The sequence below is a fragment of the Sphingopyxis sp. Q841 genome, assembly GCF_052384365.1.
In the GTDB taxonomy this organism is placed as follows: Bacteria; Pseudomonadota; Alphaproteobacteria; order Sphingomonadales; family Sphingomonadaceae; genus Sphingopyxis; species Sphingopyxis terrae_A.
Genome location: NZ_JBQSUM010000001.1, coordinates 1,797,874 through 1,813,193, shown reverse-complemented (window position 1 = coordinate 1,813,193; position 15,320 = coordinate 1,797,874). Strand labels below are relative to the sequence as shown.

Genomic DNA, 15,320 nt, shown 5'->3' with positions numbered 1-15,320 from the left:
ATCTCCGCTCTTCCCATTTCGATTGCGCGACCGTCATCGTGAAAGCCAGGCCGCGCGCGCGGGATAAACTCCCGACCCGGGTTCTCCTAGGCCCCTTAGATACGCATCCGACGCCGCCGTCTGCACTTCTGCCAGCCGCGCGCCGCTCGCATTCCACCCTTGGTCGAAAAGTCAGGGGCGCTCGTGACCTAAATCTTTCGGGTCTGGCCAACCCGGCTAGAGTTTGCATCACGACCTGATCGGCACGGGTCAGGAGGGGGACAAGCGATGGACCGACGGAAATTTATGGCGGGTGCGGCTTCGATCGGGATCAGCGGCATCTGGGCGTCCCGTCTGTCCGCGGCGCCCTCGCAAATGGCATGGCGAGAGGATCGCCGCCTTTTTCCCCAGGGTGTGGCGTCGGGCGACCCGGACGAACATAGCATCGTCCTGTGGACCCGGCGGCCGTTCGACGCGGGCGACCGTCATGAACTGACCGTCGAGGTGGCGCTCGATCCGAACTTTCGCCGCGTCGTCGCGGCGGCGCGCACGCCGGTGCTGGCGGCCGCCGACTGGACGTGCCGGGCGCTGGTCGGCGGACTCTCGCCGGCGACGGTCTATTGGTACCGTTTCGCCGATGAAAGCGGCGCGGGCAGCCGGATCGGGCGGACGATCACGGCCCCGCGCGCCAGCGACCAGCGACCCGTTCGCTTTGCCTTCGTGTCCTGCAACAGCGTCAACGAAGGCGCGCAGAACGCCTACGCCCGCATGATCTGGGAGGACGAGCGCGCGGCGGCCGACCGCAAGCTCGGCTTTGTGCTCCATCTCGGCGACTTCATCTACGAAGTGGTCGAATATCCTGAAGAAACGCCGCACCGCTATTCGCGCACGGTCTATGATCTCGGCCACATTCCCGACGCGCGCAAGGTCGGCAATTTCTATGTGCCGACCAATCTCGCCGGCTACCGCCACGTCTATCGCGCGCATATCGACGATCCCGATATCCAGGATGCACGGGCCTATCTTCCTTTCGTGTGCATGGGCGACAATCACGAATTCTCCTGGCAGGGCTGGCAGAGCTTCATCAAATATGGCGCCACCGTCGAGCCCGCGCAGCCGCTGCGCGTCGCGGCCAACCAAGCGTGGTGGGAATATATCCCCTCGCGCGTTCGCAAGGCATCCGGCGCCGCGCTGGAGCAGTTTAGCCCGCCTGCCGTCGAAAAGGCCGCGATCGACACGTTCGACGACGATGGCTTCGGCACCGAAATCAACAACCGCATCGCGGTCGGCAGCATGACGACCTACCGCGCGCTGCGGTACGGCAAGCATGTCGATCTGATCCTGACCGACCTGCACAGTTACAAGGCGGCGGACCCCACCGATCGGCCCGAGGCGGCGGCGCTCGACTCCGGCGACTATCCGGTGATCCCGCAAGAGTGGCTGGAAATCGTCGACGGCGGGCGGGATTATGCGGGCGGCAAGCCGCCTGCGATCATCGCGATCGGGGACAGGAGCATTCCCAATTATCGCAAGGACGAACCCGCGCATACTGTGCTCGGCCGGGAACAAAAGGCGTGGCTCAAGGCGCGGCTGACCCAGTCGACTGCGACCTGGAAGATCTGGGGCGCGACCAACGGCACGCTCGATATGCGCACCGATCCCCAGAACCTGCCCGAGGGGCTGGTGAAGGACCGATGGCCGGGCAGGGATTATGGCACCTTCGGCGGCGGCGATATGAGCGGAGCCTTCGCCGAACGCGCCGAAATCTACGATCTCGTTCGCGACGCGAAGATCCCGGGCTTCGTTACGGTTTCCGGCGACCGCCACAGCTTCTGGGCCGGATATGCAGCGCCTGCCCTGCCGCCCGCGGAATTCGCGCCGGTCGGACTCAGCTTCATCACCGGTTCGATATCCGCTCCCGGCCTTGGCGAAGCTGCCGAGTTCTTCAAGGAATCGGCCTTGCGCCCGCTCTATGTTCGAAAGGTCGAAGGCGCTCCGCCCGAGCACACGATCAACCTCACAATCAAGCGCGGGGTGCGCGCGGCGCTCGAATATGCGGCGAGCGGCGACATCGAAGCCGCCCGGGCGCTGACCAATCCCGACGTTGCGCCCCATCTCGAATTCGTCGACATGGCCGGTCACGGCTATGCTGTTGTCAGCGCAGGGCCCGACACCATCGAAACCGAGTTCGTGTGCATCGTCCGCCCGATCGCGCGGGCGAAAGCCCCCGATGGCGGTCCGCTTCGCTACCGCGTCTCACACCACGCCCAAATGTGGCGGCCAGGGGCGCGGCCCAGGCTCGAACAGCGCATTGTCGAGGGGGACGCGAAGCTCTCGATCTGAAGCTCTCTTCGGATAATCGGCTGCAACGAGCCCGGACGAATTGCGCGCATCCACCAAAAGCGGTCATCGGAGGACACCGAGACCATTTGGATCGCAACAATGCTCATCTGAGCGCTGAATGCCTGTCGGCAGAAGGAGCTCGGCGCAGATCAAGTTTCCGGCGGCCGCTGAAATCCGCGCAGCTATTCTATGATGGACTTTTGCTGCAGCGATCGGATTTCATTTTCGCTGACAGCCCAGTCGATCAGGCTGCCGGGCAAATCGGGCCTCGAAACCACGGGGCCCGGTGACCGGAGGATGGACCGCGAAAATCGCGGCGCGGGTGCCGGTTGCAATGAGCGGCCCGAATGAACATGCGCTTCACGCGCGCGATTCGCGGGATGATCGGCCGCCTCGTCAAAGGTCAGCACTGGCGAGACGCAGGCATCGAGCCGATCGAAAATTGCGCACCATTCGCGCTGCGAACGCGAGCGGAATATCGGCTCGATCCGGCGCGCGCGGTCGGGCCAGACGTCGGGGTTGAGATAGTCGGGAAAATCCCCGGGGTCGAGACCAAGCCCCGCCAGAAACGCATCATGGAACTCGCGCTCGAGCGCGCCTACAGCCATGTGCCGGCCATCGGCGGCTTCATAGCAGCGATAGAAATAGGCGCTTCCGTCGAGAAGATTGCCGGTGCGCTCCCGCTTCCAAAGGCCCATCTGCATCCAGCCCGCCATCTGGGTCAGCAGGACCGAAATACCGTCGACCATCGCCACGTCGAGAATCTGGCCCTTGCCCGAGCGCTGCCGCTCGACCAGCGCAGCGAGCACCCCCATGGCGAGGAATGTGCCGCCGCCGCCAAAGTTACCGACCAGATTGAGCGGCGGCGTCGGCGGCGCGTCACTCGGCCCGATAGGATAGAGGGCGCCGGCGAGCGCGAGATAGTTGATGTCATGTCCTGCGCGCGACGCCAAAGGGCCGGCCTGCCCCCACCCGCTCATGCGCGCATAAATCAGACGCGGATTGGCTTCGCAGAGTATTTCGGGACCGAGTCCGAGCCGTTCCATCGCGCCCGGTCGATACCCTTCGATAAGAACGTCTGCCTTCATCGCCAGATCGCGAACGAGATTGTGTCCGTCGGGCGATTTCAGGTCGACCGCCACCGAGGGGCGGTTGCGATAAAGAAAGTCGAACTGCGGATCGCCGCCAAGCGGGCGCCCGGCGCCGAAGCGTTCAATGCGCAGGATGTCGGCGCCCAGATCGGCGAGCAGCATGGCGCCAAAAGGCGTCGGGCCAAGCCCGGAAAATTCCAGAATCCGAATACCGGAAGCCGGCGGCGCAGAGCCATTTTCTTTTTCTATCATAGGCTTGTCATCCGTCTCCCCTGGCGGGCTCGCCGCCCATATTCCCATCAGTTGAAAAATATACTAGCCAGTATACGCTTCTCCTGTCACTATCTGATTCACCAGACCGGCGCAGACCGGACGATCAGAGGAGAGTGAGATCATGTCTAAGATCACCCCGAGCGAATTGCGCTTCACCCGGACCGAGCGGGTTACCATGGGCGTCCCCACGGCTGAGGCGATTGCCGACCAGGCCGCCAAGATGGGGTGCAACAAGGTTTTTCTGCTGGCATCGGCGACGCTGCGCGAACAAACCGGCGAAATCGGCTTGATCGAGGCGGCGCTTGGCGACCGTCATGCCGCAACCTTCAGCGGGGTCGCTCCGCACGCGCCGCGCAGCGATGTCCTCAAGGCCGCCGATGCCGCACGCGCCGCGGGTGCCGACCTGATCGTCTCGGTCGGCGGGGGTTCGGTCACCGACAGTGCAAAGATCGTCGCCCTGCTGATCAAGCATGACGTGCGAAGCGTCGAGGCGTTCGAACCGCTGCGCACCTTTGTCACCGATGCAGGCGAGGTGATCAACCCGATCACGATCGGTCCCGATATTCCCGTCATCTGCGTGCCGACCACGCTTTCCGGCGGAGAGTTCAACGCGCTGTCGGGCGCCACCGACGAGGTCACCCAGCACAAGCAGGGCTATGAGCACCGCAACATGGCGCCCATCATGGTCGTTCTCGATCCCGCCATCACGCGCCACACGCCCGAATGGCTCTGGCTCTCGACCGGCGTCCGTTCGGTAGACCATGCGGTCGAGACCTTGTCCTCCTACCAGTCGAACGACTTTGCCGACGGTCTTGCCGAAAGCGCCCTGCGACTGCTTGTCGAGGGACTTCCGCGCGTGAAGGCGGATCCGGGCGATCTCGAAGGCCGCCTGAAATGCCAGATCGGCGCATGGCAGTCGATGATCAGCATCATCGGCGGCGTTCCAATGGGCGCAAGCCACGCAATTGGCCATATTCTGGGCGGCACCTGCGATGTCCCGCACGGATATACCTCCTGCGTGATGTCGCCTTATGTCCTGGCGTGGAACGCCGAGCATGATGCAAGCCGTCAGGGGCGCACGCTCGCGGTGCTCGGGGGCGAGCATGCGAGCGCTTCGGCAGCGCTCGATGCCTTCATCGCGGGGCTGGGAATGCCGCGGAGGCTGAGCGAGGTGGGAGTAGACGAAAGCCGCTTCCAGCAGGTCGCCGAATATACGCTTCTCGACATCTGGGGCCGCACCAATCCCCGGCCGGTCACCTCGGCCGCCGACATCCTCGAAATCCTTCGGCGCGCCGCCTGACGATGGCCGGAGCCGGGACGATAGCCAAGGAAGACAGGGGGGTGACTATGCCGGACGCCGCGCGAGCGAGAGACTTTCAGGATCCGCGCATTCCCAATCGCGACGAATGCGTGCTGCGCTACCTGCTCGACCGCTGGGCGGCCGAGCGGCCCGACAAGGCGCATATCGTCTTTCCGGACGGGTCCGAATGGAGCTTTGCTGACATCCACGCCCGCGTTCGCGCCAAGGCCGCCGGCCTGCGCGCGCTCGGCGTCAAGCAGGGCGATCATGTGGCGGTGTGGCTGCCAAATGGACCCGACGCGCTTTTGGCCTTTTATGCGATCAACTACCTCGGCGCCGTCTTCGTGCCTTTCAACACCGCTTATCGGGGCGGCTTGCTCGAGCATGTGCTTGCCAACGCGTCGGCGCGGCTTCTGCTGGTTCACCCCGATCTTGTTCCGCGCCTCGCCGAAGTCGATCTTGGCGGTCTCGAACGCCTTGTCGTCACGACAGCCGGCACCGCGGCGCAAGCGCCTCTTCCGGTGGTGCGTTACGACGATGTGGAGGGCGACCCCTCGGACGGGTTGCCGCTCGAACGACCGATCGAACCCTGGGACATCCAGTCGATCATCTACACGTCGGGCACGACGGGTCCCTCGAAGGGCGTGCTGTCGTCCTATCTTCACATGTTCTCGAATGCCGGACCCGAAAGCTGGCCGATGGTGGGCGAGGACGACCGCTATATGTGTGTCGCGCCGATCTTTCACATCGGCGGGATGGGGCCGCCGTTCGTCATGCTCGCGCGCGGCGCTTCGGTCGCGCTGATCGACAATTTTTCGACCGACGAATTCTGGGCAGTCGCAAAGCGAACCGGCGCCACCGTCGTCTTTCTGCTCGGCGTCATGGCCACATTCCTGCTCAAGGCGCCTCCGACCGCGCAGGACCGCGACCACGGGGTCAAGAAGGCCTTCATGGTGCCGTTGACCGGCGATGCGCCCGCCTTCACCGAGAGGTTCGGCATCGATATCTACACGATCTTCAACATGACCGAGATTTCCTCGCCGATCGTGTCGGAAGCCAATCCGGTGAAGGTCGGCACCTGCGGGCGGGTGCGCCCGGGGGTCGAGGTCCGCCTCGTCGACGGCGATGATTGCGAGGTCGCCATCGGGGAAATCGGCGAGATGCTCGTCCGCACCGACCGGCCCTGGGCGATGAACAGCGGCTATAATGCGAACCCCGAGGCGACCGCGGCGGCGTGGCGCAACGGCTGGTTTCACACCGGCGACGCCTTTCGCCGTGACGAGGATGGCTATTATTATTTTGTCGACCGGGTCAAAGACGCGATCCGGCGCCGAGGCGAGAATATCTCGTCCTTCGAAGTCGAGGCCGAAGTCTGCCGCCACCCCGACGTTCGCGAGGCGGCTGCTATCGCCGTGCCGAGCGAATATTCCGAGGATGAGGTGATGGTCATTGTCGCACCGGTGCCCGGCCGGTCGATTGACTGCCGCGCGCTCGCGCAATTCCTGATCGAAGCCATGCCCTATTTCATGGTCCCGCGCTATTTTCGCGTGTTGGACGAACTGCCCAAGACGCCGTCGGCAAAAGTGTTGAAGACCGATCTGCGGCGCGAGGGCGTCACGCACGACACTTGGGATCGCGAGGCGGCCGGCCTGCGGGTTCGCCGCGAATCCTTCTCGCCATGATCCTTCCGGCCTCCGCATCGCGCGCGGGGCACCGCCCTCGCTTCACCGGCCTCGCGGCGGGCGCGGGCGCTCTTCTTTCCGCTACTTTCAGGATATTTGTCAGATGACCCAACCGATAACCGACCGCCCGATCGCTGCGGACCGGATCGACTGGCCGCTTTTGGAATCGGGGGTGGAGCAGGCGAACATCCCTGCCCTGCTGATGCTGCTTCACCAGATGACCGGCGAGGAAAAGTGGCTCGAAGATCCCTATCGGCCGGCGCGCGCACCGGGCCTCGATGACAATGACAGCGGCCAGCTGCCCGAGGACATCCAGCGCGAGGTGCGCGAAGCCGCACGGCTGGCAATCAAGGCCTGGCTGACGGGCACGCCGCTCGCCCTGCCGCGGCCCGACAATGCGCATCTCGCCAGGATGCTGAGCGTGGCAATGACCGAGCATGTTCCCGAGGAATATGGCGATATCGTCGCCGCCGGGATGCTGTACGCGCCGACGCCGCGTGCGATACCGCCCTTGCTCAAGACCAAGTCGGCGATCGTGATCGGAGGCGGAATCTCTGGCATTTGCGCCGGGATCGAGCTTCAGCAGCTGGGCATCGATTATGTGCTGTTCGAGAAGAACGAGGATTTCGGCGGCACCTGGTTCGAGAATCGCTACCCGGGATGCGGGGTGGATACGCCTTCGCTGACCTATACATTCTCATGTCGGCCCAACGACTGGTCGAAATATTTCCCGCTGCGCGACGAGATCGAGAATTATCTTCTCGAAACCGCGCGCGAATATGGGTTGGCGGCGCACGCACAGTTCAATTCGAAGGTCGAGTCGGCGCGGTGGATCGACGACGCGCAGCAGTGGGAGGTCGTGGTCTCGAAGCCCGATGGCAGCACGGCCGCGCATCGCGCGGACTATCTCTTCAGCGCGGTGGGCATTCTCAACATCCCCCAATATCCGAGCATCGAAGGTCTCGACGGCTTTGAGGGCGAAGTGATCCACACCAGCCGCTGGCCGCAAGGCGCCGATCTTTCGGGCAAGCGGGTAGCGGTGATCGGCAATGGCGCATCGGGCATGCAGGTTGCTCCGGCGATTGTCGACGAGGTGCGTTCGCTCACCCTTTTTGCGCGGTCGAAACAATGGGCGGCGCCGTTTCCGCAGTTCCGAAAATCGGTTCCCGACGGCGTGCGCTATCTGATGCAGGCCGTGCCGCTCTATCGGGCCTGGCTCGAACAGCGTCTGTCGTGGACGTTCAATGACCGCGTCCATGGCACGCTTCGACGCGATCCCGACTGGCCGCACCCCGAACGCGCGGTCAATGCGATCAACGATGGTCACCGCCGCCATTTCACCCGCTACGTCGAAGAGCAGCTGGCCGAACGGCCCGACCTGATAGCGGATGTTCTTCCCGACTATCCGCCCTTCGCGAAGCGGATGCTGCTCGACAACGGCTGGTATCGCACGCTCCTCAAGCCCAATGTCCAGCTGATTCCCGAACATCTGGCGCGGGTGGAGGGCAATCGATTGATCTCGTCGTCGGGGATCGAGGTCGACGCCGACGTCATCATTCTTGCGACCGGATTCCAGACCACCCGCGTTCTCGGCTCCTATGAGGTGATCGGACGGAACGGCGCGTTGCTGCGCGACATCTGGGGCGAAGATGACGCCGCTGCCTATCTCGGAACACTGGTGCCGGGCTTTCCCAATCTGTTCATTCTGCTCGGTCCCAATGTCGGTTCGGGCCATGGCGGCAGCATGATCCGCAACATCGAAAACCAGATGCATTTTGCGGGCGAGGTCGTTCTTGCAAGCGCCGCCCGCGGGGCCGCAACGGTCGAGGTGAAGGATGAGGTTTATCAGGACTATCGGCGGCAGATCGACGAAGCGCATGAGAAGCTCGTGTGGACGCATCCTGGGACCGAGAACTGGTACCGAAACGCGAAGGGCCGCGTGATTGCAATCACGCCGTGGCGTAACGACGCCTTCTGGCGCATGACCCGCTCGCCCAATGCGGACGACCTGGCTTTCGGGCGGCAGGACAGCGACGGGCTCGATGCCCGCGCCGAAGCCGGTTAGGCGGCGGCGAGGCCAAAACCGATGAAAGTCTTTCAAGGCCGCCGCCTCGGCGCGATCGAGGATTTCGCGATCGAGGAGCAGGCCAGCCTCCCGCCGGGTCCCGGTCAAATCCGCGTCCATGTCGAAGCGACCGCGCTCGGTTTTGTCGATGCACTCGTGATGCGCGGCCTTTACCAGTTGCAGCCCTCTTTGCCCTTCATTCCGGGAGGCGAGATTGTCGGTCGCATCGAGGCGGTGGGCGATGATGTCGAGGGCTTTACGGAAGGCCAGCGCATCGCGAGCTGGCAATTCGGCGGCGGGCTTGCCGAACAGGCGATCGTCAGCGCCGCAAGCAGCGTGGCGGTGCCCGATGCCCTTGGTGCCGCAGGCGCTTCCGCACTTATCCTCGACTTCCTGACGGCCTATTACGGGCTTTTCGATCGCGGCCATTATGAAGCAGGCCAGTCGCTGCTCGTGACCGGAGCATCGGGCGGGGTGGGATCGGCGGCGGTCCAGCTCGCCTATGCCAGCGGCGGCCGCGTCGCCGCCCTGGCCTCGGGAGACGCCAAGATACGCCATGTTGCGGGCCTCGGCGCCGAGCTGGTGCTCGACTATCGCAATCCCGACTGGCGCGCCGTCCTCAAGACCCGCTATCCCGGCGGGATCGATCGCGTGTTCGATCCGGTCGGCGGCGCGCTGTTCGAGCCCTGTTTCCGCTCGCTCGCCAAACATGGCCGGCACCTGGTCGTCGGCTTCGCGTCGGGTGACGAAATCCCGCGGCTTCCTGCCAATCTGCCGCTGCTCAAGTCGGGCGAACTGGCGGGCGTGGATGCGCGCTATCTTGGCGAAAGCGATCCGGCGCGGGTGCGGACGATCCTCGCCATCATCTTCCGCCTTGCCGAGCGCGGCCGGATCCGGCCCGTCATCGATCAGCGCTTCGCGCTGTCCGACGCCCCCGCCGCGCTACGCGCTCTCGCGTCGGGTACGCGGATCGGAAAGATCATTGTCACCCCCTGACGCGTCACCACTGCGCGCGAAGCGCGCTCATGCCACGGAACAGAAATCCCTCGCGCCATGCCGGCGCGTCGATGTCGACGGTCAGCCCCGGCAGGCGCGTCGCCAGCCTTTCGAAGGCGATCCGGCCTTCGAGCCGGGCCAGTTCGGCGCCGACGCAAAAATGAATGCCGCCGCCAAAGCTGAGGTGCCGAGCCGCATTGCCGCGACCGATATCGAAGCGGTCGGGATCGTCGAACAGCCGCGGGTCACGGTTTCCGGCGCCGATGAGGGTGAGAACCTTCTCGCCCTGCGCGATCGACTGTCCGCGGATTTCGGTTGCTAGCAGTGCGGTGCGATAGGTTGCAATGAGCGAGCTTTCGTAGCGCAGCACTTCATCGACCACGCCTGCAGCAAGGGTTTCCGGTTCGCCGACAAGACGCCGCCATTGATCGGGAAAGCGGCTGAAGCAGAGCAGGCCGTTGCCGATCATGTGCGCGGTCGTCTCAAAGCCAGCCCCGAACAGGCCGATGGCGACGGTGACCAGTTCATCGTGCGAAAGCGCATCCTCAGCACCTCCGGCCTGGACTAGCGCGGTGGCGAGATCGTCCCTGGGCGCCGCCTTTCGCTCGTCGAACAGCGTCTCGAAAAATTGCTGCAGCACGGCAATCTGCCTATTCGCGGTTGCCAGTTCCGCGTCGGTGAGCGCGCGCGCTTCAAAGACGATGAAGCTTTGCGCAATGGCATCGATTACCGTCTTGAGACGGGCATCTTCGGGATCAATGCCGAGCATGTCGCACATGACGCGGACCGGAAGTTCATAAGCGAAGCGCGCAATCAGATCGCCTTCCCGGTCGGCGGCGAAATCGTCGATCAAGCGATCGGTGATTTCACGAATCCGCGGCTCCATGGCGCGAACCCGCCGTGCGGTCAGCGCCCCCGTCACCAGTCCGCGCACGCGCGTGTGATGCGGCGGGTCCTGCATCAGAAACACCTCGGACAGCCATTTATAGCCTCGCTGTCCCATCACATCGAAATCCGGGCCATAGAAAAGGCGAATATTCTCGACAAAATCGCCCTGCCCGAACGCCTCGCGGTTCATCAGGACCGAGCGTATATCGTCGTAACGGCTGACCACCCAATAGCCATGCGCGGACCGGTGAATCGGATCCTGCTCGCGAAGCCGGGCAAAAGCGTCGTAAGGATCGGCCTTCAGCGACGCATCGCCGGGCGAAAAGGGCGGCAAGGCAAGCTCGGTCATCGCAGCGCCTCGGTCAATGCTATGCAAAACGCGGCCGATATGTCCCGTCATCGGCGCGCGCCACGAACAACGAATGAGGGGCCCCGAAATGCGCGGGGACGATGCGCGCTCCCCTGGCGCTCGCGCGCTCGAGCAGATGCCGCCGGCTCGCGGCCGCCTGCACCCTGTCCTCGCAATAGACGCTGTTCCAATCGGGGCGCAGCACCTGCATCGGGTGATGCAATATGTCGCCGGTGAAGAGTGCAACCTGACCTTGATCCTCGACTTCGAGGACCATGTGACCGGGCGTGTGCCCCGGAAAGGTCCGGGCGCGCATCCCGGGGGCGATCTCGGCGCCATCGTCGATCAGTTCGGCGAGGCCCGCGTCGATGATCGGCAGGACGCTGTCCTCGAAGACATTAGCGTTGACCCCCGCACCGGCGAGGGTCGCGTAAAGTGGCTTTTCGGGATTCCAGGCCGCTTCGTCCGCGCGCGGGAAATAGTAGCGCGCGTTGGGGAAGGTCGGCAGCCAGCTGTCCTCGCGCCATTCGGTGTTCCACCCCACATGGTCGATGTGAAGATGCGTGCAGAAGACCTTGTCGATATCGCCTGCTGCGAACCCTGCCGCCTCCAACTCCGCAAGAAATGGCGTCGCGAGATTGCCGAAGATCGGAATGCCGGGACGATCCTTGCCGTTGCCCGCGCCGGTATCGACAATGATCCGCTCGGTTCCGGTATCGATAAGCCAGCTTTGCAGATAGCCGTAGATCATCCCGTCACGAAAAAAGGCGGGCTCGAAACCCGCCACCTGGGCGGCGAAGGCAGCGTCCTCATATTCCGCGAAGAGTGCCTCGGGCGGACTGAAGCCGCCCTGCCACTCCTCGAGACGGAAGACACGGTAGCGGCCGATATTGAACGCTGCCTCCATGCCGCAATACTCCAATCAGAAATCGACCCCGAGCGTCACGCCGTAGGTCCGCGGCGGTCGCAGCGATCCCACCGACACAAAGCTGTAGAGCGGCGCGGAGATGATCGTGTTGGCGAGCGCATATTTGTCGGTCAGATTCTTGCCCCACAGCGCGAGCGACCAGCGTTCGTCGGGCGACCGGTAGGTAATGCTCGCATTGACCAGCGCGAACGCCTGCTGCCGCGCGTCGCGGTTGTTGAATTCGGTGAAGAAGACCTCGTCCTGCAGATTGACGTCGGCGGAAAGGTCGAGGAAGCCGGCGCTGCCGAGCTGGAAACGCTGGTCGGCAAAGGCCGCGACCGTAAATTTGGGCGCGTTCGACAAGCGGTTGCCCGACAGATCGACGAGGGCCGGGTCGGTCGGACAGGCCGGATACTGCGGCCTGCCGGGACTGCCCGCCCCATAATAGCCGTTGCAGAATTCCTTGTATTTCGCGTTGAGATAGGTGCCGTAGACCCGGATCGTGGTGTTCTCTCCGGGACGGAAATTGGCTTCGAGCTCGACCCCGTAGTTGCGCGCCGACGCGGCGTTGATCGTCTCGACGATGCTGTTGGCGTTGACGAAACCGACCTGCAGATTGCTGTAATCATAATAGAAGACGGCACCGGCGAAGCCGAATTTGCGGTCGGCGGTTTCCCCGCGGAAGCCCGCCTCGTAGCTCCAGACATATTCGGGGTCGATGACCGAGTTGATGCTGCCGATGTTGACGACACCCGATTTGAAGCCGCGCGTGACCTTACCGTAAAAGAGCGTGCCGCCCGGGGTGCGATATTCGATCGCGAACTTGGGCGTGATCGCATCCCAGCTGCCGCTCTTGTCGGTCGGGATATCGAGGCCCTGCGCCTCGAAGGTGAAACGCCCCACCCCGCTGCGCTTTTCCCAATTATAGCGTGCGCCGGCCGTCAGCGTCAGGTCGGGCAGCAGCTCGTATGATGCTTCGAGATAGGCGCCCGCCGCCTTGGTCTTGACGGTGCCGCGCTGGAGATAATTGCCGTTGTCGAACTGGTCGGCAGGCAAACTGGTGCCCAGAACGATGTTGAAATAGGATGCTAGGTTGACGGTCGGCACGCGAACCTCGCCGAACAGACGTTCGTCGAAATAGGTTGCGCCGCCCAAGAGCGACAAGCCGCCGGTCTTGTAGGTGAAATTAACCTCCTGGCTGAACGACTTGCTGTCCTCGGTATAGTTGTTCTGACCGAAGGCATTGATATCGCTGACGTCGAGATCGTCGCGATTGAAACGCTTGAACTTGCGGTAGGCGGTGGTGGAAACCACCGAGAGATCGCCCGAATCCCACGTCAAAATGCCCTGAACGCTCGATCCGTCGCGCTTGTTGACCGCGTCTTCGTCGGAGTAGATGTTGCGCAGGTTGGGCTTTTCGCCGCGCGCCGCATAATAGTCGAAGATCGTTTTGCCGCCGAGAAGCGACGACGCCAGCCCCGCCTCGGGAACCACGGTCGGACCGAAATAGTGGAAGGCATAATTGTTGTCGTCCTCCTTGAAGTGATCGGCGACAATCAGCAGGTCAAGGTTCGAGGAGAATTTTGCGAGCAGCGATCCGCGAATGGCATAGGCATCGCGGTCATCGACAGGATTGCCGGTGAACAAGTTGGTGCCGTAGCCGTCGCGCTTTTCATATTTGCCCGCGACGCGAAACATCAGATTTTCGCCGGTGATCGGTCCCCCCAGCGCGCCTTCGAGCGTCCGCGCGTCATAATTGCCGTAAGAGGCACGGGCATAGCCGCCGAATTGGGAGGTCGGCCGCGCGGTGACGATATTGATGACGCCGCCGGTCGCGCCGCGGCCATATGTCGTGCCCTGCGGTCCGCGCAGCACTTCGATCTGCTGAACGTCGTAGAAGCCGCTGAGCTGCGCCGCCGGACGGCTGATCATCGCGCCATTCTGCAGGAAGGCCACGGCGCCGTCGGCGCCAAGGTCGATACTGGTGAGGCCGATGCCGCGAATGAAGGTGCGGTTGACGCCGAATTGATCGCCGACCGAGACATTGGGCACCGCCGAGGCGAGATCGCCGGCGTCTTCGATGCCGCCCGCGCCGACATCGCCAGCACCGAGAACCGAAATCGAGCCCCCTGTATCTTCCAGCGACTTGCCGGACTTGGTTGCCGTTACGATGATGGCACCATCCTCGCCGGCCTCGGTGCCGCTATCGCGCGCGGTCTCTTGGGCAAACGCTGGCGCTGCGACGGCAATCGAAGCCGTGGCAGCCGCCGACAGCAGTAGCTTGACCTTGAAATTCATATCGCCTCTCCCTGATATACCGGGCTTATAATTATCTACCCGTCAGTATTTGATTATCTGTTTGGGCCAATCGGGTATCGAAACCCGCTCCGTTTTCCGCCTGTGTCAGATTCCCTTTGCTATTCCGCGCCTGCCAGCCGCAGCGCGGCCTCGACCAGATATTCGATGACCTCGTCAGCGGTGCGTTGGCCGGTCGGCGAATACCATGTCGGGATCCAGCTGATGAGGCCGCCAATCCAGACCGCGATGAACGGATCAATGTCGGCGCGGAATTCGCCGCTTGCGACGCCTTCGCGAATCATCGTGCCGATCTGGTGATCGAAGCTGTGCCGCAGCCGGAGGATGCGCTTGTAATCATCAGCGGAGAGATGCTTCATCTCTCGCTGATAGACGACGACATATTCCTGCCGGTCGATGACAATCCGCCCGACCTTACGCACGACTTCGGCAAGCTTTGCACGGTGGCTCTCATGCTGATGCGCCAGCACATCCTCGAGCACCGCGAGGGCCTCGCTGATGCCGACCTCGCAGATAGCCGCAAGGATCGCTTCCTTGTTCCGGAAATAGGAATAGAGAAAGGGCTTGGTGACGCTGAGCTGGTTGGCGACATTGTCGAGGGTGCAGCTGCTGTAGCCGCGCTCGTAAAAAAGATGGCTCGCAGCCTCGACGATGCGGTTGACCTTGAAGGCAACGAACTCGGATTTGAGCGAGGCACCGGGGGCGCGCGGATTGATCATGGAATCACTGGACACGGCCACCGTCATAGCATCGACCCAAGGCAGTCGGATAGTGACACCAAAATCTCCCTCCGCGGTGCCATTCTGTCGATGGCGAGCCGTTGGGATAACTATGCCGCAAAAATTATCTACCTGCTAGTAGTTTTTACAGGATGTCGGTATTTTTGCGGAACTGCGGCGAAAACGCCGCCGGGGTTACCATGGGGGCAGTCGCGAAAAGCGTTGCCGCCGCGACCAGTCAGGCTGCGAATGATGCGGTCAGCCGATCAAGTCTTGCACCCGTTGCCTTGACCTTTTGCCGATCGGGCGGGTTCTGGCGGCGGTGCGCCTGGCCCGATGGGTCAAGCGCACCGCCCGCTGACGACTGTGGGTCGCAGATCGCCGTCAGCGATTGCGAATAGAGCCCAAGCCT

At 63.2% G+C, this 15,320-nt stretch carries 10 protein-coding genes; 5 read left to right on the top strand and 5 right to left on the bottom strand.

Annotated features, from left to right (window positions below):
• Positions 1 to 267 precede the first annotated feature (267 nt).
• A complete protein-coding gene (locus ACT17R_RS09000) occupies positions 268 to 2,322 on the top strand; it encodes an alkaline phosphatase D family protein (RefSeq protein ID WP_444809309.1) in 2,055 nt (684 codons plus the stop codon).
• A gap of 182 nt (positions 2,323 to 2,504) precedes the next feature.
• On the opposite strand, the gene ACT17R_RS08995 is transcribed toward ACT17R_RS09000, so the two are convergent.
• Complete coding sequence (locus ACT17R_RS08995) at positions 2,505 to 3,665, bottom strand: CaiB/BaiF CoA transferase family protein (protein ID WP_263588107.1); 1,161 nt, start codon at positions 3,663 to 3,665, stop codon at positions 2,505 to 2,507.
• A 142-nt stretch (positions 3,666 to 3,807) separates the two neighbouring features.
• On the opposite strand from ACT17R_RS08995, the gene ACT17R_RS08990 reads away from it, so the two are divergent.
• The 4 genes from ACT17R_RS08990 to ACT17R_RS08975 all read left to right on the top strand — a co-directional run bounded on the left by ACT17R_RS08990 (position 3,808) and on the right by ACT17R_RS08975 (position 9,729).
• Positions 3,808 to 4,986, top strand: coding sequence for an iron-containing alcohol dehydrogenase (locus ACT17R_RS08990; RefSeq protein WP_040590218.1), 1,179 nt, complete (start codon positions 3,808 to 3,810; stop codon positions 4,984 to 4,986).
• A gap of 47 nt (positions 4,987 to 5,033) precedes the next feature.
• Complete coding sequence (locus ACT17R_RS08985; protein ID WP_444809400.1) at positions 5,034 to 6,668, top strand: AMP-binding protein; 1,635 nt, start codon at positions 5,034 to 5,036, stop codon at positions 6,666 to 6,668.
• Positions 6,669 to 6,771: 103 nt separating this feature from the next.
• Positions 6,772 to 8,733 carry a flavin-containing monooxygenase gene (locus ACT17R_RS08980; RefSeq protein ID WP_444809308.1) on the top strand — a complete coding sequence of 654 codons (1,962 nt, stop codon included), beginning with the start codon at positions 6,772 to 6,774 and terminating at the stop codon, positions 8,731 to 8,733.
• A gap of 21 nt (positions 8,734 to 8,754) precedes the next feature.
• On the top strand, positions 8,755 to 9,729 hold the full coding sequence (locus ACT17R_RS08975) for an NADPH:quinone oxidoreductase family protein (RefSeq protein ID WP_444809307.1): 975 nt from the start codon (positions 8,755 to 8,757) through the stop codon (positions 9,727 to 9,729).
• A gap of 4 nt (positions 9,730 to 9,733) precedes the next feature.
• On the opposite strand, the gene ACT17R_RS08970 is transcribed toward ACT17R_RS08975, so the two are convergent.
• The 4 genes from ACT17R_RS08970 to ACT17R_RS08955 form a co-directional block, all read right to left on the bottom strand.
• Positions 9,734 to 10,966, bottom strand: coding sequence for a cytochrome P450 (locus ACT17R_RS08970; RefSeq protein ID WP_444809306.1), 1,233 nt, complete (start codon positions 10,964 to 10,966; stop codon positions 9,734 to 9,736).
• Between the two features lie 19 nt (positions 10,967 to 10,985).
• Positions 10,986 to 11,873 carry an MBL fold metallo-hydrolase gene (locus tag ACT17R_RS08965; protein WP_062901289.1) on the bottom strand — a complete coding sequence of 296 codons (888 nt, stop codon included), beginning with the start codon at positions 11,871 to 11,873 and terminating at the stop codon, positions 10,986 to 10,988.
• 15 nt (positions 11,874 to 11,888) lie between these two features.
• Positions 11,889 to 14,171 (bottom strand): TonB-dependent receptor, encoded by a 2,283-nt coding sequence (locus ACT17R_RS08960; RefSeq protein WP_062901290.1) that lies wholly within the window; start codon positions 14,169 to 14,171, stop codon positions 11,889 to 11,891.
• 119 nt (positions 14,172 to 14,290) lie between these two features.
• The gene (locus ACT17R_RS08955; protein WP_234179362.1) at positions 14,291 to 14,923 is read right to left on the bottom strand and encodes a TetR/AcrR family transcriptional regulator; all 633 of its coding nucleotides are present in this window, start codon (positions 14,921 to 14,923) and stop codon (positions 14,291 to 14,293) included.
• Positions 14,924 to 15,320 lie beyond the last annotated feature (397 nt).

What these genes read in the sequence shown, in the direction of transcription:
- ACT17R_RS08990 (WP_040590218.1), top strand. Translation starts at nt 3,808, where the DNA reads ATGTCTAAGATCACCCCGAGCGAATTGCGCTTCACCCGGACCGAGCGG.
- ACT17R_RS08965 (WP_062901289.1), bottom strand. Translation starts at nt 11,873, where the DNA reads ATGGAGGCAGCGTTCAATATCGGCCGCTACCGTGTCTTCCGTCTCGAG.
- ACT17R_RS08970 (WP_444809306.1), bottom strand. Translation starts at nt 10,966, where the DNA reads ATGACCGAGCTTGCCTTGCCGCCCTTTTCGCCCGGCGATGCGTCGCTG.
- ACT17R_RS08985 (WP_444809400.1), top strand. Translation starts at nt 5,034, where the DNA reads ATGCCGGACGCCGCGCGAGCGAGAGACTTTCAGGATCCGCGCATTCCC.
- ACT17R_RS08975 (WP_444809307.1), top strand. Translation starts at nt 8,755, where the DNA reads ATGAAAGTCTTTCAAGGCCGCCGCCTCGGCGCGATCGAGGATTTCGCG.
- ACT17R_RS08980 (WP_444809308.1), top strand. Translation starts at nt 6,772, where the DNA reads ATGACCCAACCGATAACCGACCGCCCGATCGCTGCGGACCGGATCGAC.
- ACT17R_RS08995 (WP_263588107.1), bottom strand. Translation starts at nt 3,665, where the DNA reads ATGATAGAAAAAGAAAATGGCTCTGCGCCGCCGGCTTCCGGTATTCGG.
- ACT17R_RS09000 (WP_444809309.1), top strand. Translation starts at nt 268, where the DNA reads ATGGACCGACGGAAATTTATGGCGGGTGCGGCTTCGATCGGGATCAGC.
- ACT17R_RS08960 (WP_062901290.1), bottom strand. Translation starts at nt 14,171, where the DNA reads ATGAATTTCAAGGTCAAGCTACTGCTGTCGGCGGCTGCCACGGCTTCG.